General features: G+C 69.2%; 16 protein-coding genes. 10 read left to right on the top strand and 6 right to left on the bottom strand.

Annotated elements, in window-relative coordinates; all coding sequences use genetic code 11:
- The first annotated feature begins 67 nt into the window (after window positions 1-67).
- Window positions 68-2,059, top strand: coding sequence for an ATP-binding protein (locus AB0B68_RS01880; RefSeq protein ID WP_357257410.1), 1,992 nt, complete (start codon window positions 68-70; stop codon window positions 2,057-2,059).
- A 996-nt stretch (window positions 2,060-3,055) separates the two neighbouring features.
- Entirely contained in the window at window positions 3,056-4,129 is a 1,074-nt protein-coding gene (locus AB0B68_RS01875) for a pentapeptide repeat-containing protein (RefSeq protein ID WP_357257408.1), read from the top strand.
- An 826-nt stretch (window positions 4,130-4,955) separates the two neighbouring features.
- Here the strand turns inward: AB0B68_RS01875 and AB0B68_RS01870 are convergent.
- The 3 genes from AB0B68_RS01870 to AB0B68_RS01860 all read right to left on the bottom strand — a co-directional run bounded on the left by AB0B68_RS01870 (window position 4,956) and on the right by AB0B68_RS01860 (window position 6,599).
- Window positions 4,956-5,210 (bottom strand): Smr/MutS family protein, encoded by a 255-nt coding sequence (locus AB0B68_RS01870; RefSeq protein ID WP_007465523.1) that lies wholly within the window; start codon window positions 5,208-5,210, stop codon window positions 4,956-4,958.
- Window positions 5,211-5,329: 119 nt separating this feature from the next.
- Window positions 5,330-5,698 carry a tetratricopeptide repeat protein gene (locus AB0B68_RS01865; protein ID WP_355005736.1) on the bottom strand — a complete coding sequence of 123 codons (369 nt, stop codon included), beginning with the start codon at window positions 5,696-5,698 and terminating at the stop codon, window positions 5,330-5,332.
- A 130-nt stretch (window positions 5,699-5,828) separates the two neighbouring features.
- Window positions 5,829-6,599, bottom strand: a complete 771-nt coding sequence (locus AB0B68_RS01860; RefSeq protein WP_124860484.1) for an ROK family protein — start codon at window positions 6,597-6,599, stop codon at window positions 5,829-5,831.
- 62 nt (window positions 6,600-6,661) lie between these two features.
- Between AB0B68_RS01860 and AB0B68_RS01855 the strand changes: the two genes are divergently transcribed.
- From AB0B68_RS01855 to AB0B68_RS01845, 3 genes are all read left to right on the top strand, one after another.
- Window positions 6,662-8,299, top strand: coding sequence for an ABC-F family ATP-binding cassette domain-containing protein (locus tag AB0B68_RS01855; RefSeq protein WP_357257406.1), 1,638 nt, complete (start codon window positions 6,662-6,664; stop codon window positions 8,297-8,299).
- Between the two features lie 38 nt (window positions 8,300-8,337).
- The gene (locus AB0B68_RS01850; protein WP_357196436.1) at window positions 8,338-8,646 is read left to right on the top strand and encodes a hypothetical protein; all 309 of its coding nucleotides are present in this window, start codon (window positions 8,338-8,340) and stop codon (window positions 8,644-8,646) included.
- Between the two features lie 494 nt (window positions 8,647-9,140).
- Complete coding sequence (locus AB0B68_RS01845) at window positions 9,141-9,866, top strand: methyltransferase domain-containing protein (protein ID WP_357257404.1); 726 nt, start codon at window positions 9,141-9,143, stop codon at window positions 9,864-9,866.
- A gap of 241 nt (window positions 9,867-10,107) precedes the next feature.
- On the opposite strand, the gene AB0B68_RS01840 is transcribed toward AB0B68_RS01845, so the two are convergent.
- Entirely contained in the window at window positions 10,108-11,604 is a 1,497-nt protein-coding gene (locus tag AB0B68_RS01840) for an amino acid permease (RefSeq protein WP_355005742.1), read from the bottom strand.
- 201 nt (window positions 11,605-11,805) lie between these two features.
- Here AB0B68_RS01840 and AB0B68_RS01835 point away from each other — a divergent pair, with 201 nt between their 5' ends.
- The gene (locus AB0B68_RS01835) at window positions 11,806-13,461 is read left to right on the top strand and encodes a family 10 glycosylhydrolase (protein ID WP_357257402.1); all 1,656 of its coding nucleotides are present in this window, start codon (window positions 11,806-11,808) and stop codon (window positions 13,459-13,461) included.
- Window positions 13,462-13,641: 180 nt separating this feature from the next.
- On the top strand, window positions 13,642-14,178 hold the full coding sequence (locus tag AB0B68_RS01830; RefSeq protein WP_357196448.1) for a phospholipase: 537 nt from the start codon (window positions 13,642-13,644) through the stop codon (window positions 14,176-14,178).
- Window positions 14,179-14,363: 185 nt separating this feature from the next.
- Here the strand turns inward: AB0B68_RS01830 and AB0B68_RS01825 are convergent, their stop codons facing one another.
- Window positions 14,364-17,204, bottom strand: coding sequence for an NB-ARC domain-containing protein (locus tag AB0B68_RS01825; RefSeq protein ID WP_357196451.1), 2,841 nt, complete (start codon window positions 17,202-17,204; stop codon window positions 14,364-14,366).
- A 152-nt stretch (window positions 17,205-17,356) separates the two neighbouring features.
- Window positions 17,357-17,572 (bottom strand): zinc ribbon domain-containing protein, encoded by a 216-nt coding sequence (locus AB0B68_RS01820; RefSeq protein WP_357257400.1) that lies wholly within the window; start codon window positions 17,570-17,572, stop codon window positions 17,357-17,359.
- Window positions 17,573-17,609: 37 nt separating this feature from the next.
- Here AB0B68_RS01820 and AB0B68_RS01815 point away from each other — a divergent pair, with 37 nt between their 5' ends.
- The 3 genes from AB0B68_RS01815 (at window position 17,610) to AB0B68_RS01805 (ending at window position 23,568) form a co-directional block, all read left to right on the top strand.
- Window positions 17,610-19,106 (top strand): lytic murein transglycosylase, encoded by a 1,497-nt coding sequence (locus AB0B68_RS01815; RefSeq protein WP_357257398.1) that lies wholly within the window; start codon window positions 17,610-17,612, stop codon window positions 19,104-19,106.
- Between the two features lie 75 nt (window positions 19,107-19,181).
- Window positions 19,182-20,198, top strand: a complete 1,017-nt coding sequence (locus AB0B68_RS01810; protein WP_355006076.1) for a GNAT family N-acetyltransferase — start codon at window positions 19,182-19,184, stop codon at window positions 20,196-20,198.
- Window positions 20,199-20,289: 91 nt separating this feature from the next.
- A complete protein-coding gene (locus tag AB0B68_RS01805; RefSeq protein ID WP_357257396.1) occupies window positions 20,290-23,568 on the top strand; it encodes a lamin tail domain-containing protein in 3,279 nt (1,092 codons plus the stop codon).
- Window positions 23,569-23,608 lie beyond the last annotated feature (40 nt).

Below are 23,608 nucleotides of genomic sequence, written 5' to 3'. Positions count from 1 at the left end.
TACCCGACAACTCCGCATCGTACGTGTGACGGAGGCACAGAGTGACGGATCCTGGCAGGATCGACGGATGCGGCGCGTACACCTTGAGGCAGCAGAGGACTTTGTCCAGCGGATCGCCTACGAGAACGACCCAGTCGGCGCAGTCAAAGAGTTGGTCTGGAACGCCCTAGACGCCGACGCCACCGAAGTGGACGTTCGCTTCGAAAGAACAGCGCTCGGCGCGATCGAGAAAGTGGTCATCGAGGATGACGGAACGGGGATCAACCCCGACTCAACTACCAAGGTCTTCGAGAGACTCGGCGGCTCCTGGAAAAAATTCGCCTCTAAAACACCCGACCGTGGCCGATATCTACACGGCAACGCGGGCCAAGGTCGCTTGCGCGGCTTCGCGCTCGGTACCAGGATCCGGTGGACCACGGTTGGGGAAGGTATTCAAGGGCGGGCACGTACGATAGTTGAAGCAACCGCTGCCGCCCGGAATGACTTCATCATTAGCGATCCCAGCCCGACCGATCAAGCGCCAGGCACAGTTTTCGAGGCGGCCGGGCTTCAAACGCCGAAGCTGAGAGATCTTGAACGAGAGAAAGCAATCCCAAGGCTGACGACGGAGTTCGCGCCATATCTAATAGCATACCGCGATGTAGAAATTATTTACGATGACGTCAGGCTCGACCCTGAGTCAGCAATTCTCAAGGACACCACTCACGATTTCGGATTTCAATTCGAGGACCGCCCGCATGCTGCTTCAATCCGAATCATTGAATGGTCACTTAAGACGAATCGTGAGCTGCGCTTGTGTGACTCGAACGGCATGACGGTTGATATTCTAGAACCGGGAATACAAGCACCTGGCTTCGTCTTCACGGCGTATGTCAGCTGGGACGGGATGGCTCACCACCAAGGACAGCACCTTCTCGGACCGGAAGCAGACACCCCGGTTGCACCCCTGATACTAGCCGCCAAAGACCAGCTCAAAGAACACTTTAAAATTAGAATCCGCGAGCGTCGCCATGAGGTCGTGGAGCAATGGAAGCGCGCCGAGGTTTATCCGTATAAGGATGAGCCATCGAGCGAGACTGAAAAGGTTGAGCGGGAGACATTCGACCTCGTCGCCACCACTGTCCATCAACAGATCCCCCGGCCGCTCAAGCACCAAAGAGCGATGCTCCAGCTCCTCAAGGAGACTGTAAAGCTCCAGCCAGAGCACACGAATCGGATTCTTGACGACATCTTTAGGCTCACTAGCGACGACAAGGCCGAACTGGATCGCCTTCTTAACAGGACAAGCCTATCAAGCCTGATCAAAGCTTCGACCGCCGTCACCAACCGTCTTGACTTTTTACGCGCACTTGCCCACATGGTGTTTGATCCGGAAACATATAAGCTGGTTCGAGAGCGCTCACAGCTACATAAAATCCTTGAGAATGAGACCTGGATATTTGGCGACCAGTTTTCTCTCCTCGTTAGTGATCAATCACTCGACGCCGTCCTAGCACAGCACCTCCATCTCCTTCGGCGCGCAGAAGAGTCGGGTGAACCAGTGCTTCGCCACGACGGGCGAGTGGGGATTGTCGACCTGATGCTTTCGCGCGCCAAGCGCGATCATGATCGGCGACAACATCTCGTCGTCGAGCTCAAGGCTCCCAAAGTAACGGTTGGCGACAAGGAACTCGGCCAGATCAAATCCTATGCACTAGCGGTGATCAGGGACGACCGGTTCTCCAACGTGAAAACTGAATGGGACTTCTGGCTGGTCACCAAAAAGATGGACGACTTCGCCGCAGCCGAGGCCGAACAGGATGACCGGCCAAAGGGATGCGTCTGGGATAAAAGGATAGGAAGCGCCTCGGTTCGAGTCTGGGTGAAATCCTGGTCCGAAATAATCGATGACTGCGAAGGTCGCCTTCAGTACTTCAAGGATCACTTTGATGACACGACACTCGATAACGGACTCGACTATCTAAACTTGGCGCACGACTCCGTCCGGATACCCGAAGTTCTCCGGATTGTGCGTCAGGCTACGCCCCCAAGTCTTGATACCGCTTCGCCGGAGAACTGAGCCCCAATCAGCCCTGCTACACCTCCCTAGCCATCCCGTCAGCCTTCGTCCGCACCTTGTGGAGTTGGTGGGGCCTGCCTGGTCAAGGTGGAGCGCCCCACCGTCTGAACAACCTTGGCCAGGTGGGCCCCACCTGCTCGGCTTTGCCCGGACGGAGGTTGTCGGGATGGTGCCACCATCCCAGAGCGCTTCGCCGGAGGCACTGTCTGTGTCTCGACCAAACTTGAAGCCCCGGAACCGTCATCGATCATGGCGGCCCGGGGCTTCTTCGTATGTCGCGCCGCCGGCGGGCTGTCATCGTTGCGGCGGCGGCCGAAGGCCAGAGGCGCGGCGGCGGGCCATCGGCCCGGTCCAGGTTCGGCGGCGCGCACGGCCCGCGAAGTGGGCCGCCTTGATCTCGTACAGAACTTCTCACACAAGGGCCTTGAGGTCCGCTATCCGATGCTTGAGGCTGATGGGATGCTTGAGCGCCGCAGGGGCACCCCTTCTGTACTCACGGCGTGCCTGACGCTAGGTGCCCTAGGACTCTTCCTCGCGCTCCTGCTTGGACCAGTTAGTGAGCTATCAACGTCAGGCGATAAGGACAGAGCAGCTGCGGTCAACAGCACTCGTCAAACATTCCTGGCAGCCACCGCCGGGACGGCAGCAGCTATCGGCCTAGCTTTCACCGCAGGAACGTACTATCTGAGCCGACGTGGGCAGCAGGCCGATCGATACATGAAAGCCATCCCACATCTCGCGTCGGAGCGCCTCACCGAACGACTCGGGGCGATACATGCTCTTGAGCATCTAATGCGAGAGTCGCCGGTTGATCACATGACAATTGTAGAAATTCTCGCCACCTTCATTAGAGAGTCAACGCGCGTCGTTGACGGCACCGTCTGCAGCGGAGCTCCGGTTGCGGCAGACGTCCAGGCTGCCCTCACGGTTCTAGGGAGAAGACCGCGAAGGTTAGAGCCAGAAAAGCTCAACTTCTCAGGCACCTGCCTCCGGCGCGTGGACCTCCGAGGCTTAAGCTTTCAAGGTTCAAGCTTCGCCGGTGCTTGCCTCGAAGACGCCGACCTTTTCAGCGCATTTTTGCAAAGCACGACGCTTACCGGTGCGTGCTTGCGGCGCGCCGACCTCTCTAATGCAAATCTCCAATGGGCACATATGGCAGGGGTTAATCTGCAAAGAGCCACCCTATTCGCCGCGCAATTAGGGGGCAGCATTCTTACACGGGCAAGAATGCAGGAAGCGTCGCTTCTTGGGGCGGACTTACAACGGGCAAACCTGCTGCAAGCTCGACTTAACGGAGCCAATCTGAACAGCGTCAACTTTTCGGAGGCGGGGCTGGTTGCAGCGCAACTTCAAGCAAGCCGACTGGTAGGCGCGCGGCTCTGGGGCGCAAGCCTCCGAGGGGCCAGGCTTGACAGGGCGGACCTAACGGGCGCCGATTTTCGTGGCGCGAATTTGACTAATTGCAGGATGCACCGGGCAACAATCAAGAATGCGAACTTCGCGGATGCTCAGCTCGGATATGATCAATTAAGCCAGATTGATCCCCGAACTTGGCCGAGGTTTTTTGCTGCTCATACGGTCGACAACAGTGAGGGACGAAGTGGCCGATGGGCGGGCCTCTCGGATCATCAACGCCGCCGCGACACGCGCTTCGTCTCCGCGGCGCGAAAGGGCCTGCGAAACTTGGTCTTTACCCTTGAAGATTTGGACGAAGCCAGCATTTGGCCACGCGACGAGGATGACCGAATACTCCGGGACCTGGTCTTTCAAGTAGCCACCTGGGCCGACAGCCTTCCGGATATTGGCTTCGCGGAGGAGTGGATAACGAACTTGGGGCAAATACTCGATCGGTGGTGGCCAAGTTTCCCGCGCCCCGTAGAAGACCTTTATCGTCAGGTCCAGGACATGCGTCGTATCGTCGACCACTACCAGCTACCGAAAGCCGCGAGGCTTACTAAAGCTGATACGGGCCGTCTGCCGGAAGATTCGCGAGCTGGATCCACCACTAAAGATCAACATCAAACAGAGGGGCAAGCGCATTTATCGAATAGCACCGCGAAATCCCCCTGAGCACGATGCGGAAGGCTGGGTAGCGAGGTCACCGGTTCGCCCCCCATTGGCCGCCGTCGGCCTAGACTAGACGCTTCACCATCTGCCGGGCTTCGCCCTCTGCGTCGAACTTCCACCGGAGCACCTTGCCGGTCTCCGAATCGTCAGCGCGGGCGATCACGTGCCATTGGACTTCCCTGGCAAGCCATACGTCACGCCGTGTGAGTCGTCCCCACACACCGTTCCACCAGCGGCCCTCTAGCTCTCGCACCACGGAGCGATCGTACATACGTGCGAGTCAGCGTGGCCGCTTCTGGCAGGCATCTGCCCGGACGTGGATGCCGCACCACGACGGCACGTCGACAGACCGCCATTGCTTACGCAGCTCGCCATGCCGGCGCTTGCCCAGAACGTCCGTGACAACCCCAACGCCGCGCCGGTACTTGAGGGGCAGGACCCGGACCAGCGCGGCGGACCCAGGAGAGGCTTCGCCCCCGCTCGGCCTCGGCCTGCTTCCGTTGCGCCGGTCGACCTGCTCTCCTTGGCTGGGGCGGTCGCCATCCTGGCAGTTCCTCCCCCACGGTCATCTCGGTCCTCCTGGACGGCGGAGAGCATCAGGGCTCTGTCGGCCTACCGGGGCCACGCGGACCCAGGCTTCACCCTCCGGACCTACACCCACCTACTGCCGGCCAGCGAGGATCGCACCCGCCGGGCCATCGACAAGGCACTCGGTGAGGACCAGGGCAGCGATGTTGCTCCGGAAGCCCTTGACGGCCTGGACACGGCATGATCATGGTTCATCGGCCCAGACAGCGGCTTGCTATGCAGGTCAGCAGCTATGCCGCTTCTACTTCCAGCGGAAGTGGACGAAGAGGCGGCCGAAGTTCTTCGAGTCCTTCTCCACGCGGTGGTAGAGCTGCTTGACGTCCTTCTGGTCGAGGAACCGCAGCACCCGCTTCTTGAGCTGGCCGGACCCCTTGCCGGGGATGATCTCGACGAGGGTGGCCTTCTTCGCCACCGCCTCGTCCATGATCCCGCGCAACGCCCGGTCGATGTCCTGGCCCTTGTTGAAGATCTCGTGCAGGTCCAGCTTGAGCTTCATGCCGCAGCCCCCGGCCGGTCAGGTCCCATGTCCGCCATCCTAGGCACGTCCGCCAGGTCGCCCGACGACGACGAAGGGGCGGCCCCGAAGGACCGCCCCTGCCACGTGGACTCGCACGCTCAGCGCCGGCCGCCCACTCGGGTCTCCACCCGCTCCAGCGCGGTCCGGTAGTCGTCGTTGGCCGCGTACATCGCTGCGGCGATCCGCAGGTGCCGCAGCGCGTCAGTGTGCCGGTTCAGCCGCTCCAGCGTCCGACCGAGCACGTGGTGCGCGTAGTGGTCGCTCGGGTCCCGTTCGACCAGCTCACGCAGGTGCTCCTCGGCCCGGTTGAGCTGGGCCGACTGGAAGTACGCCCGGGCCAGTAGTTGCCGGACCGCAGCGTTGCCGGGTTCGGCGTCGATGATCGGCTCCAGCAGTCGGGCTGCACCGCTGGGGTCACCGGTCTCGAAGAACATGGTCGCCCGCCGGTAGTCCGCCAGAAGATCCATCTGCCACCTCCTCGGGTCGCACCGTCACCTGTTCCGACGCTGGCACAACACCGGACGTTTGGCGACTGTTCCCGGGGTCGAGATCAGGTCACTTCCGGCCGCCGACGGCCGCCGAAGAGGCGTCGAACGGTCAGGTGCGGGCGTTGCGTCGTCCGGCGGAAAGTTCCCAGGCGCGGACACCGCCGACGATTCCGGCGGTGTTCGGCACCACCACCACGTCGTCGCCCATCCGGGCCAGCTGCTCGGGCCGGATCAGTCGGGAGTTGCCCCCACCCAGGTAGAGCCGGTCCCAGCGGAACACCGGGCGGAGCCCGTCCACCACCTGCCGGATCCGACGGGACCAGAAGGCGTCGCCGAGCCGCCGCCGTTCCGGCTCGCCGACGTACGTGTCGTAGGTGGTGCCCCAGCGCACGGGCGCGTGCGACAGCTCCAGGTGCGGTGCGAGCACCCCGCCGTCGAAGAGCGCGCTGCCCAGCCCCGTCCCCAGGGTCAGCACCAACTCGCAGCCGGTGCCGGCGACCACTCCGGCACCGTGCACCTCGGCGTCGTTGAGCACCAGCGCCGGCACCCCGAACGCGTCGGCCAGCGCGCCGCGCGCGTCCCAGCCGGACCACTCGGCGAGCAGGTCCGGGTCGACCCGACTGCGGGGGCCGCTGCGGGTCACGTAGTGCGGCGTGCTCACGACCACTCCGTGCCGGATCATCCCGGGTACGCCGACAGTGAGCCGGTCCGCCGTTGGCAGGCGCCCGCCGAGATCCAGCAGGGTCCGGACAAACAGCGCGGGCGGCAACGGGTACGGGGTGGGCACCCGCAACGGCCGGGCCCGCATCGTTCCCGCCTCGTCGAGCACGGACGCCTTGATGCCCCCGCCGCCACAGTCGATCGCCAGTGTGGTCACCACGTCGTTGAGTCTGCCCGCTGGGGAGCGGTGATATGCAGGCGGCCGGATAGGCTGCCGTCCTGATGAGCGCCACGATGATCGTCAAGGACCTGGCCGCCGGGCACGGCGACCGCCCGCTCTTCGCCGGATTGGACCTGGTGGTCGCCCCCGGCGACGTGGTCGGGCTGGTCGGGCCGAACGGGGCCGGCAAGTCGACGCTGCTGCGTACCCTCGCCGGGTTGTTGCCGGTCGAGGCCGGCAGCGTGCGACTCAGCCCACCCACCGCGAGCGTCGGGCACCTGCCGCAGGAGCCGGAACGGCGACCGGGCGAGACGGTACGGGACTTCCTGGCCCGCAGGACCGGGGTGGCCGCCGCGCAGGCGGCGTTGGACGCGGCGACCGAGGCGCTGACCGCCGGAGCGGCGGGCGCCGACGACGCGTACGGCGACGCGCTGGAGCGCTGGCTCGCCCTCGGCGGCGCGGACCTGGACGAGCGCGCCGAGCAGGTGAGCGCCGACCTGGGGCTCGCGGTCGACCTGGACCACCCGACGACGGGGCTCTCCGGCGGTCAGGCGGCCCGGGCCGGGCTGGCGTCGCTGCTGCTCAGCCGGTACGACGTGTTCCTGCTCGACGAGCCGACCAACGACCTGGACCTGGCCGGGCTGGAGCGGCTGGAGGAGTTCGTCACCGGGCTGCGCGCCGGCACGGTGCTGGTCAGCCACGACCGGGAGTTCCTCACCCGCACGGTGACCCGGGTGTTGGAGCTGGACCTGCCGCAGCAGCAGGTCAATCACTACGGCGGCGGCTACGCGGCGTACCTGGAGGAGCGCGACGTGGCCCGCCGGCACGCCCGCGCGGACTTCGAGGAGTACGCGGAGACCAAGGCTGGGCTGGAGGCTCGGGCCCGGACCCAGCGTGGCTGGATGGAGAAGGGCGTCAAGAACGCCCGCCGCAAGGCCACCGACAACGACAAGATCGGCCGCAAGTTCCGAGCCGAGTCGAGCGAGAAGCAGGCCGCCAAGGCCAAGCAGACCGATCGGCTGATCGAACGGCTCGACGTGGTCGAGGAGCCCCGCAAGGAGTGGGAGCTGCGGATGGAGATCGCCGCCGCGCCCCGCGCCGGCGCCGTCGTGGCCACGCTGCGCGGAGCCGTGGTACGCCGCGGTGGCTTCACCCTCGGCCCGGTCGACCTCCAGATCGACTGGGCGGACCGGGTCGCGGTGACCGGGGCGAACGGCTCGGGCAAGTCCACCCTGCTGGCCGCGCTGCTGGGCCGGCTGCCGCTGGACGAGGGCACCGCCTCGCTGGGGCCCGGCGTGGTGATCGGCGAGGTGGACCAGGCCCGCGGGCTGTTCCTCGGCGACATGCCGCTGATCGACGCGTTCGAGGCGGCCGTACCTCACCTGTCGCCGGCGGACGCGCGGACCCTGCTGGCCAAGTTCGGCCTGCGGGGGGCGCACGTGCCCCGGCCGGCGGCCACCCTCTCCCCCGGTGAGCGGACCCGGGCCGCGCTGGCCCTGCTCCAGGGCCGTGGGGTCAACCTGCTGGTGCTGGACGAGCCGACCAACCACCTGGACCTGCCCGCCATCGAGCAGCTCGAATCGGCGCTGGCCAGCTACCCCGGAACGCTGCTGCTGGTCACTCACGACCGACGGATGCTGGCCGCCATCGAGACCAACCGGCGACTGCGGGTCGACGCCGGGCGGATCGCCGAGGATTGATCCGTGCCCGCGGGCCGGCGCGGGGTGAGAATGACGCCATGCTCAAGTGGGAGTACGCCCTGCTGGTCCGCCGCCGCCAGGCCGCGACCACCGACCTCGGCTGGGAGGTCGTCTTCGTCTGGTACGGCCCGGACGGCTCGATGGTCGACGTGACGCCGTACGGCGACACCTCGCTGGCCCACCTGAACCGGGCCGGCGATCAGGGCTGGGAGTTGGTCGCGATGAGCGAGGACCCGTCCCTGCCCGGCAACCACGAACTGCACCGCTACCACCTGAAGCGGCCGAAGCCCGCCGACCCGCCACCCCGCCAGCGAATGCGCGGCGGCCGACGCACCATCTCCGGCTGACCCGACCGCTCCGAGGCGACCCCCTCCCCGGCCGGCGGCGAGGCGACCTGCCCTCCGTGCGTCGGGGTCAGCCGCGTGGACCGCTTCGCGGCTCAGCCGGTGCCGGGCGCGAAGCCGGTGCCGGCCGCTCAGCCGGTGCCGGCCGCTCAGCCGATGCCGGCCGCTCAGCCGATGCCGGCCGCTCAGCCGATGCCGGCCGCTCAGCCGATGCCGGCCGCTCAGCCGATGCCTGCGCGAAGCCCGTGCCCAGCGTGAAAGGCGTGCCGGCCTGAAGCGCATGCCGGCCTGAAGCGCCTGCCGGCCTGAAGCGCCTGCCTGGGTTGACCCTGATGTCGTGGAGTCATCGTGATGACTGTGTGACATCACGATGACTGCGCATCTGCCCGCAAGGCGCGACACGCGCGTGGGCGGACCGCGCCTCAACGGACGGCGAGGTGGACGAGTGGGGCATAACGGGCGGGATTGCGGGTATCGCGCGGCGGGAGGTGGCCCGAATGGTCGCTTTGGCACAGACTCCGCCCTCGGCCGACCGGCTGCGGGCGATAGATGATTTCCTCGCCCAGGCATGGGCGGATCAGGTCCAGCATGATGATCGGTTGCGGGGCCTGGCGGTCGAAGTGAGGTTCGACCGGGGGGTGGCGCATCTGAGCGGTGATGTCGCCGAGCCCGCCCAGCTACGGCTGGTGCGTGAGCTGGTCGGACGGCTGGCCGGTGTCTACGGCGTCTGGTGCCGGGTCGGCATCGGCGGGCGGGCACCGGTGGTGGTGGACCTCGGTTGTGGGCCGACCAAGCAGTGGTCGAGCAACCTGGGGCTGGACATCTACCCGGCGCCCGGCGTGGATGCGGTGGCGGACCTGTCCGGCTCGCTGCCACTCGCCGACAACTCGGTGGACGTCCTCTTCGCGGTGCACATCCTGGAGCACCTGATCGACTTCCTGCCGCTGGTCGACGAGTGTCACCGGGTGCTCCGCCCCGGTGGGGTGCTGCACGTGATGAGCCCCTGGTGGGGGCATGTGAACGCGGTGGCCGACCCGACTCACGTCCGGCTGATGGACGTGCAGACCTTCAAGGGGATCTGCCAGTTGCGGCCACCGGGGACACCGCGCTGGTACCCACTGCACGCGGGCTGCGACGGCGCCTCGATCTTCGCCGACCTGACGCCCCTCCCCCCGGACGCCGACCCGGCACCCCAGTCCCACCTGGCCCGTTTCTTCGACTAGCTGATCCGGGTCAACTCACGGAGTTCCAGGCGGTGGGGGGCGCGGAGTTCCTGGGCGGGGTCGGTGCGGTCACCGTCCAGGCGATTGGCGAGGAGTTGGACGGCCAGGCGGGCGACGGCCCCGCATCGCGGCCGCGCCGTCCGCGCGGTGCCAGGCCGGCGCGGACGCCACCAGGGACTGGTCATGGCTGCGCGGGTCGCGCGGAAGGGCCCCGCCGATCGGGCCCTTCCGCACCTTCGGGTCAGGCAGTCGGCTCACGGGGGGTCGGAGCGACGGCGGGCTCGTGCTGGGCCAGCCGGTTGCGGCGGTAGCCGTAGCCGAAGTAGATCAGCGCGCCGAGCAGCATCCAGGCCAGGAACCGCAGCCAGGTCTCCACGGACAGGTTGAGCATCAGGTAGAAGCAGGCCAGCGCCGAGACGATCGGCAGCACCGGTGAGAACGGCACCCGGAACGGCCGCTCCAGGTCCGGCCGCTTGCGGCGCAGGATCGGCACCGCCAGCGAGACGAGGACGAACGCGCAGAGCGCGCCGATGCTGACCAGGTCGGCCAGCGCGGACAGCGGCAGGAAGCCGGCCAGCAGCGCGACCGCCACCGTCATGATCGCCGAGATCCGGTACGGGGTACCCCAGCGCGGGTGCACCTTCGCGATCGAGGGCGGGATCAAGCCGTCCCGGGCGATGGCGAAGCCGATCCGGCCCATCGCCACCAGGTCGACCAGGATGACGCTGGTCAGGCCCGCGACCGCGGCGATGGAGACCAGCACTGCGGCCCAACCCGCGCCGACCGACTCGAAGGCCGACGCGATCGGGGCGCCCCGGTCGATCTCGGTGTACGGCACCATCCCGACCACCACCAGCGAGACGCCGATGTAGAGCACAGTGGAGATCAGCAGCGTGCCGAGCAGACCCAGGGTGAGGTCCCGCTTGGGCTTGCGCGTCTCCTCGCCCAGGTTGGCAACGGCCTCGAAGCCGGTGTACGCGAAGAAGACAACGGCGGCGGCGCTGAGCACCCCGACGAAGCCGAAGACCGACGGCTCAAGCCCGAAGAGCGCCTGGGTGACCGGCTGCTTGATGCCGTCGTCGCCGCTCCCGGCGGGCTCGGCCGGCGGGATGAACGGGGTGAGGTTGGCGGCCTTGACGAAGAACAGCCCGGCTACCACCACGAAGACGCAGATGGCCACCTTGACCAGCACCAGCAGGTTGGTGATCCGGGCGGATTCCCGGATGCCGACGATCGCCACGACGCCGAGGATCAGCACGATGGCGATGGCGCCCACGTTGACGGTGCTGCCCTCCTCGCCGAACCATCGGGTCGGCAGGTCGAGCAGTTCGGCGAGGTAGCCGGACCAGCCTCGGGCCACCACTGCGGCGCCGAGCGCGAACTCCAGCAGCAGGTCCCAGCCGATGATCCAGGCGACGATCTCGCCCATCGTGGCGTACGCGTAGGTGTAGGCGCTGCCGGCGGTCGGCACGCTGGAGGCCAGCTCGGCGTAGCAGAGGGCGGCGAGCAGGGCCACCACGCCGGCGATGGCGAAGGAGATCACCACGCCCGGCCCGGCGCTGTCCCGGGCCTCGATTCCGGTGAGCGTGAAGATGCCGGTGCCGATCACGATGCCGATGCCGAAGCCGGTGAGGTCGATCGCGCCGAGCCGTCGCTTCAGCCCCAACTGGCCGTCGCTGCCGTCCGCCTCGCCCTGGGCTATCACGTCCTTGATTGGTTTTGTGCGCAGCACGGACACCCGGTCACCCCTCCCACCGTGCGACCACCCCGTGGCGGCCGGTGACCGGCGTTGCTACCCAGCGGAGCGATTGGTCAACCACGAACTCTTGCGGCGTCGGCGAGATTGTGAAAATTTCCTACCAGCGATGCGGACATCGACGGCGAATCTTGCCGCGCACCGCGCGAAACATCCGGGAGCCCCAACGAAGGGACACACCGCATGAAAGCCACCCGACTCGGAGTCGCCGGGCTGGTCACAGCCCTGCTCGGTACGTTCGTCACCGCCACCCCCGCGAGCGCCGCGCCCAGCGCGGCCGACACCACCACCACCTGCGCCACCGACCCGGCCACCCCGAAACGGCAGTTCCGGGCCATGTGGATCTCGTCGGTGGTCAACATCGACTGGCCCAGCAAGGCGTCCCAGACCAGCCCCGACCGGATCGCCGCGCAGCAGACTGAGTACCGCGAACTGCTCGACCTGGCCGGGCGACTGCACCACAACGCCGTCGTGGTGCAGGTCCGGCCCACCGCCGACGCGCTCTGGCCCTCGCCGTACGAGCCCTGGTCGGAGTACCTGACCGGAGTACGCGGCCAGGACCCGGGCTGGGACCCACTGGCCTTCCTGGTCGACGAGTCGCACAAGCGGAACCTGGAGTTCCACGCCTGGTTCAACCCGTACCGCGTCTCCATGCCGGCCCCCGGTGGCGCCGGCGCGGACCTCGCCCAGCTCGCCCCCGGCCACCCGGCCCAGCAGCACCCCGACTGGGCCTTCGCCTACCCACCGGCCGGCGTGGCCGGCAGCCGGCTCTACTACAACCCCGGAATCCCCGAGGTACGCGAGTTCGTCCAGACCGCCATGATGGACGCCGTCAAGCGGTACGACATCGACGGCGTCCACTTCGACGATTACTTCTACCCCTACCCCAGCGGCACGTACCAGGTGCCGGACGACGCGACCTTCGCGGCCCACAACCGGGGCTTCACCGACCGGGCCGACTGGCGGCGGGACAACATCAACCTGCTGATCCAGGAGATGAACGGCAAGATCAAGGCGGCGAAGCCGTGGGTGAAGTTCGGCGTCAGCCCGTTCGGCATCTGGCGTAACAAGACCGCCGACCCGCTCGGTTCGGACACCACCGGCAGCCAGTCGTACGACATCATCTCCGCCGACACCCGTAAGTGGATCAAGCAGGAGTGGGTCGACTACGTGGTGCCGCAGCTCTACTGGTACATCGGCCAGTACCCAGCCGCCGACTACGCGCGCCTCGTGCCGTGGTGGGCCGAGACGGTGCGCGGCACCCGCGTGCAGCTCTACATCGGCCAGGCCGACTACAAGAGCGGAGACCCGGCGTACGGGCCGTACTGGCAGAACTCGCGTGAGCTGTCCGACCACCTGACGCTCAACCGGTCGTACCCGGAGGTGCAGGGCAACGTGCACTTCTCCGCGGTGCAGGTACGGGCCAACCGGCTCGGTGCCACCGACATCTACGCGAGTGAGCACTACTCCCGACCGGCGCTGGTGCCGGCCATGCCCCACCTGCCGGCGCGACCGCTGCTCTTCCCGGTGGTCACCAAGGCGACCCGGCAGGCCGACGGCGTCCGGCTCACCTGGCGGCAGCCCGCCGACGGCGTCGGCCCGCTCGGCACCGCCACCTCGTACGCGATCTACCGGTTCGACGGCACCACAGTGCCCGGCCGGTGCGCCACTGCCGACGCCGCGCACCTGGTCGACACCGTCCGGGCCACGCCCGGCAGCGTCCAGTCCTGGGTGGACACCTCGGCCGAGCCCGGTCGGCGCTACACCTACCAGTTGACCGCGGTGGACCGGTCGGCCAACGAGAGCCCCGCCAGCCCGCCGGCATTCGTCCTGCGCTGACCGTTCTCTCTGAATGCCCCGGACGCCCCGTGCGTCCGGGGCATTCGTCTGTTTCGACGCATGTCACCAATAGTTGGCGATGCGCATACCACCTAGTTGATCAGCTGATCGACACTCATCGACATCCGGTAACCCGCCGGTAACTTCCGTCCCACCCGCTCACCCCCGCGGAGGTAACCCGTGCCCCGACGTCTCGCCACCCTGCTCGCCTCGGGCGCGTCAGCGCTGCTCGCCACCCTCGCCATCGCCTCACCCGCCGCCGCCGTCACCCCCGCCCAGAAGCTCTCCGTGCTGTCCAGCTGGACCCAGACCAGCGCGTCCAGCTACAACTCGTGGAACAGCGCCCGGGTCAACCGGGCACCCTGGGCCGACTACAACTTCAACTGGTCCACCGACTACTGCTCGTCCAGCCCGGACAACCCGCTCGGCTTCACCTTCAACCTGGGCTGCTACCGGCACGACTTCGGCTACCGCAACTACAAGGCGGTCGGCCAGTTCTCCGCAAACAAGTCCCGCCTCGACAACGCCTTCTACGAGGACCTGAAGCGCGTCTGCACCACGTACAACTCGGTCGTCCGACCGGCCTGCTACAGCCTGGCCTGGACCTACTACCAGGCGGTCAGCATCTTCGGTTCGGTAGCGGCCGTCCAGCAGGCCGACATCGACCGCGCCGCCCGAATGAAGGCCCAAGCCGAAGCCAACGCCGCAACCCACTAACCCCGCAACCCGAGCCCTGCCCCGCGCCCTCGCACCTGGCGCCTCGCGCCCGCGCCCGCGCTCGCGCCCCGCGATCTTGCACTTTCGGTTGTCGATATGCCGCTTTGACACCGGTATCTCACGACAGAAAGTGCAAGATCGGCGGGGCAGGGCGGGGGCGCGGGGGCAGGGCAGGGTGGGTGGGGTTAGGCGCGTTCGGTTCGGGTGGCTGGGTGGCGGTCGGGGTCGGCGGGACGGCGGGGGGTTGGTTGGGACAGGCCGGTGCTGAAGCGGGTCGAGTCCGCCGCCAGGTCCGGGTGTTCCACGTCGAGTGCCAGCGCCGCGGCCTCGTCCAGCCCCAGCTCCGCACCCTCGCCGTACGCGTCGTCGAAGGCCGTGTCGCCCAGCACCGCGCGCAACTCCCCCTGCTGCTCGGCCCAGTAACCGCCGAAGATGCCGGGGGTGGCCCGCATGCTCGCCCGGGTGGCCTGCGCCGCCCCGAACAGGCGGGCGGCGGTCAACCGCTCCCCGCCGATCGCGCAGCGCACCGCTATCGCGTTCAAGGTGTCGCACGCCCGCCCGTGGTAGCCGTGACCCATCCGGGAGCGCAGCGCCACCAGCAGATGCTCGTGTGCGGCGATCACGTCGCCGCGGGCCAGCGCGACCATGCCGAGCAGCATGTCCACCGAACGCCGGCCCCGCTCCACGGGCCGGGCGGCCTCCACCGGGCGCACCGCGCCCAGCAGCTCGGCGGCCTCCTCCAGGGCACCCCGCCGCCAGAGCAGCTCGGCCAGGCTGAAGACCGCGAACAGAGCCTCACCGACCACGTCCTGCCCGTGCGCCCAGTCGATGACCTCCCGGCACACCCGTTCGGCCTCGGCGAACTGCCCCATGTCGACGAGCGGTGCCGCCCGGCCGGCGAGCACCCGAGCCAGCAACCCGGCGTCGCCGGCCTGCCGGGCCGCTGCCTCCGCCCGCTGGGAGTAGCGCAGTTCCTCGGCGAACTCACCGTCGGCGCTGGCATGCAGCGAATGCATGTGGTACGCCGCAGCCAGCTCCGCCTCCGGGATCCGCTCCCCCGTCTCAGCGATCCGTCCGTACAGCCGGAACAGCCACAGCCGCCCCTCGCGGGCCAGGCCCCGCTCCAGCCACCACTGGTCAAGCCCACCCGCCAGGCCGAGACCCGCACGGGCGCTGCCGCCGGTGGCGCACCACCGCAGCGCGGCGCGCAGCTCCCCGGCCAGTGGATCGAGGGCATACAGCGACAGCGTCACCGGCCGGCCGTCCTGGCCCAGGTGGGCCCGGTCCAACGCGTGCGCCGACCAGGCCACGTGCCGGTCCCGGGCGGCCTGCTCCTCGCCCGCCTCGGCCAGCCGTCGCGCCGCGTACGCCCGGATGGGGTCGAGCATCCGGTAGGTGCTGCCGGAGGCACGCGGCTCGGCCAACACCATCGACTTGTCCACAAGGACCGACAGCGGGTCCAGCGGATCGTCACCCAGCAGCCACTCCACCGTCGCCAGATCCACCGGGCCGGCGAAGACCGCCAGCCACCGCAGCAGGCGGGCGGCCCGGGGCCCCAGCGTCCGGTAGGACCAGGTGACGGTGGCCTGCATGGTCAGATGCCGTTCGGTGGCCGAGCGATGCACCGCTCGGCTGGCCGGTGAGGGTGGCGACGCTCCGGCCGCCGCGGCGACCAGGTCCACGGTGTCCTGCTGGTTGCCGGACCAGCCCCGCTCCACCGGCGGCGGATCCGGGTCCTCCCGGCCGGCGTCCAGGGTGCCGAGGACGTCGTCCAGGCGCTCGGCGAGCTGACCGACCGAGAGCACCCGTAGCCGGGCGGCGGCCAGCTCGATGGCGAGCGGCAGGCCGTCCAACCGCTGCACGACCCGACGCAGGTCGGCGGACTCGGCCGGGTCCGGCTGCCGACCACCACGGGCCGCAGCCGTACGGTCCAGCAGCAGCGCCACCGCGTCGCTCTCCGCGCCGTCCGCGCGCGGGTCGACCGAGAGCGGCGGAATCCGCCACACCACCTCGCCGGGCAGACTGAACGACTCGCGACTGGTGGCAAGCACCCGTACGCCGCTTCCACCGGACAGCAGCCGCGCGATCACCTCGGCGCAGGCGGCCGGTTGGGTGTCACAGGTGTCCAGTACGACCAGCATCCGACGGCCGGCCGCGTACTCGACGAGGGTGTCCAGCATCGGCCGACCGGGCTCGGGACGCAGGCCGAGCACAGCGGCGATGGCGAACGCCACCAACCCCGGGTCGGTCACCGAGGCGATGTCGACAAACCAGACCCCGTCCGGGTACGCCTCGACAACTCCGCTGGCCAACTCCACCGCGAGCCGGGTCTTGCCCGCGCCGCCGGCGCCCAGCACGGTGACCAGGCGGTTCTGACGCACCAGCAGGCTCAGCTCGATGCGCTCGGCCTGCCGGCCGACGAACGAGGTGACCTGGGTGGGGAGGTTGTGCGGCACCGCGTCGGCGGTGCGGGGCCGGGGGAACTGTCGCTCCAGACCCGGTGCGACCAGTTGGAACAGCCGTTCACGGTCGTCAAAGCCGCGTAGCCGGTGCAGCCCCAGGTCGAGCAGGGTCGCACCCGGCGGCATCGGCTCGGCCCGACGGGCGGTGGACGCCGTGCAGAGCACCTGCCCGCCGTGCGCGGCGGCCGCCACCCGGGCGGCCCGGTGCACCTCGGCGCTGGCGTACTCGCCGTCGCGTGGCTCGGCATAGCCGGTGTGCAGGCCCATCCGCACCCGGGGCGCGGCCTCGGGGGTGGGCCAGTCGTGGCTGGACAGTGCCCGCTGAGCGGTCAGGCACGCGGTCATCGCCGCGGAAGCTTCCTCGAAGGCCAGGAAGAACGAGTCGCCCTCGGTCAGCAGCTCCGCGCCACCGGTGCTGGCCAGCGTGCGGCGCAGCAGCCGTCGATGCTCGGCGAGCACCGGGCGGTAGTCCGGGCCGAGCAGCTGAGCCAGCCGTGTGGAGCCCTCGATATCAGTGAATACGAAGGTCACCCAACCGCTCGGGAGCTGGATCCGTGGCGACATGCGAGGAACCTCCGCCCGTGACGTCGGGTTCATGCTGCCTGAGTCCGAACGATCACACATCGTGAGAACGGCCGGGCAAGTGCCGCCTCAACGTGCCACTCGGACCCGCTCCCGGCAAGGCTGGCCCACCAGGCGGCGGCGAATTGACCCGATCAGCAGCCGCAGGCGCCGCCGCAGCAGCCACCACCACCAGCGGCGGGTGCCGGAGCACCACCACCGCTGCGACCGGTGACCGCGACCGCGGAAAGAAGCTTGACCGTGTCGGCGTGTCCCTGAGGGCAGCTGGCCGGCTCGCCGGCCGCCGCCATCGAACGGTTGACCTCGAAGGTGTCGCCGCAGGCGCGGCAGCGGAACTCGTACCGGGGCATGCCACCCAGGGTACGTGGATCTGACGGTTCGCGGAGCATGGGTGATACTCGACAGGTGGTGGACGGCGAGGACGACACGCGTGTGCAACCGTTACGACCGGCCGCGCCGCTGGACGGGCCGCTCGAAGGCTCCGGGGCCGCGCCCGACCAGGCGCGCAAGGTGCCCCGCCCCCGCCGCCCCTGGCTGAGCGGGCGTTCCGCCGGCGCGTCGAGCACGCCAGCGACCACCACGCCACCAGCCGCCACGGCGGTTCCGCCAGCGGTGAAGTCCTCCGCAGCCGACTCCGCCGGGTCCGAAGCGGACTCCCGCGCCACCGGCACGGAGGTTCCGGCCGGATCAGTCCCGACCGCAAGCCCCGCGGCCGACCCCCTGGCCGCGGCAGCCAACGCCGACGCCACGAAGGGCGACGCCGCGAAAGCCGACGCCGCGGAGGCGGACGGCAGCGCCAGTGGTCCGGCCGCGTCGAAGGCGGCCGGCGCGTCGAGCGCCGACGCGCCCGCCGACGCCGCGAAGACCGGTGCCGCAGGTCCGGCCAAGACCACTGTGGATGAGATCCCGGCCGTGCCGGCGTCCGACCCGGCGCGCCGACGGCGGGTGCAGTTCGCGCACGCGGTACGGCTGCCGCCCCGTCGGGCAGCAGCCGCAGCGACCCAGGCGACCCGCGCCTGGGCGCGCCGGCCGAGTGGTCGGCTGACCCTGCCCGGTGTCTTCCTGCTGGCACTGGTGGCGGCGACCGGTGCGGTGGGAGCGCTGCTCGTACCGGCCACGATCCGTGCACCGCGCCCGGTCGCCGTCGACGCCTCGGCCGCGCCGAGCGGGGTGGCAGCGCCTGGGATGCCCTCCGGCCTGCCGACCAGCCCGCTGCCCACCGGGCCGCTGCCGACCGGACCACTGCCGACCCTTCCGCTGCCCACCGGCGGGTTGCCCGGCAACGGGCTGCCGACCGGGTCGGTGGTCGGCGGCCGACCGTCGGACGCCCTGGCCGGCTGGGCGCAGCAGGTCGGTGCCAAGGTCGGTGTCCCGGCGGTGGCCATGCAGGCGTACGGGTACGCCGAGCTGGTGCTCGCCCAGACCAACCGCAGCTGTGCGCTGAGCTGGACCACGCTGGCCGCGATCGGAAAGGTCGAATCGGATCACGGCTCGACCAACGGGGCGCAGTTGGGGCAGGACGGCAAGGCGGTACCCAACATCTTCGGGCTGCCGCTGGACGGCAAGGACGGCCGGATGCGGATCATCGACACCGACCGTGGGGCGCTCGACGGGAACTCGACCCTCGACCGCGCCATCGGGCCGATGCAGTTCATCCCGACCACCTGGCAGGAGATCGGCGCGGACGCGGACAACGACGGCGTCAAGGACCCGCACGACCTGGACGACGCGGCCCTGGCAGCGGGGAACTACCTCTGCAAGGGCGGCCGGAACCTGAGCATCGCGGGCGACTGGTGGAACGCGATCCTCTCCTACAACGATGTACGGCGGTACGCCCAGGACGTCTACGACACCGCGAACCGGTACGGACGGGCCAGTCGCTAGTGAAGTGATCGTCTCGATACGTTGGAGAACTGGACACTTCCCCCGGGCCTCTGTTAGCGGCAAGCTAGACGGGTGATGGTGCGCGAGTGGGACCCCAGGACCGCGTCGTCCGCCGAGATCGCGTCGCTGTTGGCCACGCTGAACGCGGTCCTGGCGGCCGACCTGCCGCAGGATCCGCCCTGGCGGGAGGCTTCGCTGCGGGAGTACCTCGCCGAGGTGATGCCCGGCGAGCGGCGGATCTCCTGGATCGCCCAGGCCGAGCCGACGGATCCGGGCGACACGGGCGCTGTGATCGGCCAGGTGCACGTACTCCTTCTGGGTGACATCGGCGTGCTCGAGGTGCTGGTGCACCCGTCCGCGCGGCGCACCGGCCTCGGCCGTGACCTGGTGCTGCGTGCCGCGCGCCGGGTCTACCAGGAGGGTTTCCAGTCGATCGGGGTCGAGGTTGTCGGCGACACGCCGGCGGTCGGGTTCTACGAGTCGCTCGGCTTCACCCGGGAGTACGTGGAGACGCGCAGCGTGCTCGACCTGACGGCGGTGGACTGGGCCGAGCTGGCCGAGATGGCCACCGGCATCGGGGCGGGCTACCAGCTGGAGTTCTTCCCGGGCGGGCCGCCGGACGACCTGATCGAGGCGTACGCGCGGGCCAAGGCCGAGGTGCGCGACGTCGACGACGGTGAGCTGCGCCCCAGCTCCTACGACCCGGAGCGACTGCGGGACAGCCTCGACACGCTGCACCGGCGGGGCATGAAGCCGTACATCGTGCTCGCCCGGCACGAGCAGAGCGGCGAGGTGGCCGGCCTGACCGAGGTGGTGGTGCCGGCACAGCACCCGACCCGCGCCGACCAGTACGACACGATCGTCGCGCAGGATCACCGGGGCTACGGCATCGATCGGGCGATCAAGGCGCGGATGCTGCTGGAGTTGCGCTCCGCCGAGCCGGAGCTGATCGAGGTGCAGACCTGGAACGCGCAGGCCAACGAGGCGATGTTGAAGGTCAACGCTGAGCTGGGCTACCGCCCCGACCGGGACTGGTGCGAATACAGCGTCGACGTCGCTGAGCTGGTGCACCGCCTCGATCCACCGCGCTGAGAAATTCACGAAACTGTCCATTAGGGGATGGACGGTGGACAGTCGCGCACCTTAACGTGCGTTGACCCCATCCACCCATCGTGGAGGCCCTATGCGCCCGCGCCGCTCAATCGCCGCGCTCGCGACCGCCACCGCCGCCGTGACAGTCACGGCGCTCGGCGTCGCACCCACCGCGGCCAGCGCCGCGCCCACCGACCTGTTCATCTCGGAGTACGTCGAGGGTTCGTCGAACAACAAGGCGATCGAGCTGTTCAACGGCACGGGCGCCGCTGTCGACCTGACGGCCGGTGGCTACCAGTTGCAGCTCTACTTCAACGGCTCCACCACGGCCACCACGATCGCCCTGACCGGCAACGTGGCGGCCGGTGACGCGTTCGTGTTCGCCAGCGCCTCGGCCGGGGCCGCCATCCTCGCCCAGGCTGACCAGACCACCGGGGCGAGCCTCTTCAACGGTGACGACGCGATAGTGCTGCGCCGGGGCACCACAGTGCTCGACTCGATCGGCCAGGTGGGCGTCGACCCGGGCACCGAGTGGGGCGCCGGCGTCACCAGCACCGCCGACAACACACTGCGCCGGCTGGCGAGCGTTGCCGCCGGTGACACCGACCCGTCGGACGCGTTCGACCCCGCCGCACAGTGGGCCGGCTTCCCCGTCGACACCTTCGACGGGCTGGGCGCGCACACCGTGGACGGCGGCGGCCCGGTCGACGTGCCCGCCACGCTGACCTGCGGCGGGTCACTGGTCACCGCCGCCGGCACGGCCGTGAGCCGCGAGGTGACCGCCGCCGACCCCGACGACACGATCGTCGACCTGGCGGTGACCGCGATCAGCCCGAGCCCGACCTCCGGCTCGATCACCCGTACCGCGTTCACCCCCGCCGACGGGGTGGGCGGCACCGCCCGGGCCACGGTCGGTGTGAGCGCCGACCTCGCCGCCGGGGCGTACACCGTCACACTGACCACGACCGACGCGGGCGGTGGCACCGCGAGCTGCGCACTGGCGGTGCAGGTGACCCGGGAGCTGACCGTCGGCGAGGTGCAGGGTCCGACCACCGACACCGAGTCCGGTCCGAGCGACCGGTCACCGCTCGCACCGGCGAGCGGCAACGGCACGAGCAGCGCCCTGCACGACGTACGCGGCGTGATCACCCAGTTGACCCTGGCCCGCACCTCGGCCGGAGCGGAGCAGCACGGCTTCTTCCTGCAGAGCCGCGTTGGTGACACCGACGGCGATCCGACCAGCTCCGACGGCATCTTCGTGTTCATGGGTACGTTCTCCTCGCTGATCGGCGGTTACGTGCCGACGGTCGGCGACGAGGTCGTGCTGCGGGCGCGGGTGTCGGAGTACTACAACTTCACCCAGCTCTCCGGCGCGTCGCTGGTCCGCCTGATCGGCGGTGGGCTGGTCGTGGACACCGCGGTCGCGGTGGCCGACGCGGTGCCGCCCGCCGTGCTGACCGACGCGCAGCGCTTCTGGGAGCGGCACGAGGGCTCCCGGATGCGGGTACGCGCGGGCAGCGGCGCGGTGAGCGGCCGGGACGTCTTCTCCTCTACCGCCGACGCGGAGCTGTGGGTGGTCGACCGCGACGACCCGCTGCTGGACCGCGCCGACCCGTACTCCCGGCGGGTCTTCCGTGATTCGCACCCGCTGGACAACGACCCGACCCGCCGCTTCGACGACGGCAACGGCCAGCGGACGCTGCTGGGCAGCATGGGCGTGAAGGCCACCGCCGGGGACAGCGCCGCACTACTTCCGCCGACGCACACCTTCGACACGCTGCGGGCGGACGCGGTGGGCGGGGTCTACTACTCGTTCGAGAAGTACGGCGTCCAGGTCGAGCGGGCGGAGTTCGCCGCCGGGGCCGACCCGTCGAAGAACAACCCGCCCAAGCCGGCCGACCGGTCGCAGGAGGTGGCCGTGGCCACCTACAACGTGGAGAACCTGTACGACTACCGCGACGACCCGTTCGACGGCTGCGACTTCGCCGGCAACGCCGGCTGCGTGGGTGTCTCCCCGCCGTTCGACTACGTCCCGGCCAGCGAGGCGGAATACCGCGAGCAACTGGCCGCCCTCGCCGATCAGATCGTCAAGGACCTGCACGCACCCGACCTGATCCTGGTGCAGGAGGCCGAGGACCAGGACATCTGCACGATCTCCGGGACGGCGCTGAGCTGCGGCGACACCAACAACGCCGATGGCGCTCCGGACAGCATCCAGGAGTTGGCGCTCGCGGTGACGGCGGCCGGTGGGCCCGCGTACGCCGCCGCCTATGACCGGACCGGCGCGGACGCTCGCGGTATCACCGCGGCCTTCCTGTACCGCACGGACCGGGTGTCGCTGGCGGCCGCGACGGCGGCGGACCCCCTGCTGGGGTCGACACCGACCGTTCAGTACCGGGCTGCGGGGCTGCCGACCAACGCCGACGTGCAGAACCCGAAGGCCCTCAACGCGGTGCTGCCGGCGGACGTGGACACCTCGACCGGTCGGGACGGCAGCAACGTCTTCACCCGTGCTCCGCAGCTGGGCAAGTTCAGCGTGGCCGCGGCGCCCGGCTCGGCCGAGCGGTTCACCCTGTACGCGCTCAGCAACCACTACTCGTCCGGCCCGGACAGCCGGGTCGGGCAGCGGCGTGAGCAGGCGCGTTACGGTGCGGCGATCGTCACCGCGATCGAGGAGGCCGACCAGACCGCCCGGGTGGTCTACGGCGGGGACCTGAACGTCTTCCCGCGCCCGGACGATCCCATCGCGACCGGTGAGCAGCCCACGCCGTCGGACCAGCTCGCCCCGCTCTACGAGGCGGGCCTGCGCAACCTGTGGGACGACCTCGTCGCGGACGTGCCGGCCTCGGCCTACTCGTACAGTTTCGAGGGGCACGCGCAGACTCTCGACCACCTGTTCGTCAACGACGCGTTCCACAGCGACCTGGTGCAGGTGCGGGCGGCGCACATCAACGCCGACTGGCCGGCGGAGTTCGCCGGTGACGGGTCGCGAGGTTCCAGTGACCACGACCCGCAGGTGGCGCGGTTCCGGTCCCGGGCGTCGTTGACAGTGGCCGACTCGGCGGTGACCGAGGGCAACCAGGGCACCCGGCAGCTCACCTTCACCGCGACCGTGTCTCGGCCGCTGTCCCAGTCGGTGCTGCTCTGCGCCGCGACCGTCGGCCTCACGGCGCAGGTGGGCTCGGACTTCGACCCGTACGCCGGCTGCAAGGTGTTGGCCGCCGGGCAGACGTCGGTGGCGTTCCCGGTGTCGGTGCGCGGTGACCGCAAGCGGGAGGCGGACGAGAAGTTGACGTTGCTGGTGGCCGGCGTACCCGGCCTGCGGCTGGCTGATCCACTCGCGACCGGAACGATCACCAACGACGACTGATTCTGGAGCGGTCGTCGGCGGCCCGCCGAACCCCGCCCGG

The sequence above is a fragment of the Micromonospora sp. NPDC049049 genome, assembly GCF_040649115.1.
In the GTDB taxonomy this organism is placed as follows: domain Bacteria; phylum Actinomycetota; class Actinomycetes; order Mycobacteriales; family Micromonosporaceae; genus Micromonospora.
This window is presented reverse-complemented; position numbering and strand designations above follow the sequence as displayed.

Bases quoted from the DNA above. Each gene is read 5' to 3' on its own strand.
- AB0B68_RS01825 (WP_357196451.1), bottom strand. From the start codon at position 17,204: ATGTCGCCACGGATCCAGCTCCCGAGCGGTTGGGTGACCTTCGTATTC.
- AB0B68_RS01855 (WP_357257406.1), top strand. From the start codon at position 6,662: ATGAGCGCCACGATGATCGTCAAGGACCTGGCCGCCGGGCACGGCGAC.
- AB0B68_RS01810 (WP_355006076.1), top strand. From the start codon at position 19,182: ATGGTGCGCGAGTGGGACCCCAGGACCGCGTCGTCCGCCGAGATCGCG.
- AB0B68_RS01805 (WP_357257396.1), top strand. From the start codon at position 20,290: ATGCGCCCGCGCCGCTCAATCGCCGCGCTCGCGACCGCCACCGCCGCC.
- AB0B68_RS01870 (WP_007465523.1), bottom strand. From the start codon at position 5,210: ATGAAGCTCAAGCTGGACCTGCACGAGATCTTCAACAAGGGCCAGGAC.
- AB0B68_RS01815 (WP_357257398.1), top strand. From the start codon at position 17,610: ATGGGTGATACTCGACAGGTGGTGGACGGCGAGGACGACACGCGTGTG.
- AB0B68_RS01845 (WP_357257404.1), top strand. From the start codon at position 9,141: ATGGTCGCTTTGGCACAGACTCCGCCCTCGGCCGACCGGCTGCGGGCG.
- AB0B68_RS01880 (WP_357257410.1), top strand. From the start codon at position 68: ATGCGGCGCGTACACCTTGAGGCAGCAGAGGACTTTGTCCAGCGGATC.
- AB0B68_RS01865 (WP_355005736.1), bottom strand. From the start codon at position 5,698: ATGGATCTTCTGGCGGACTACCGGCGGGCGACCATGTTCTTCGAGACC.
- AB0B68_RS01850 (WP_357196436.1), top strand. From the start codon at position 8,338: ATGCTCAAGTGGGAGTACGCCCTGCTGGTCCGCCGCCGCCAGGCCGCG.
- AB0B68_RS01820 (WP_357257400.1), bottom strand. From the start codon at position 17,572: ATGCCCCGGTACGAGTTCCGCTGCCGCGCCTGCGGCGACACCTTCGAG.
- AB0B68_RS01835 (WP_357257402.1), top strand. From the start codon at position 11,806: ATGAAAGCCACCCGACTCGGAGTCGCCGGGCTGGTCACAGCCCTGCTC.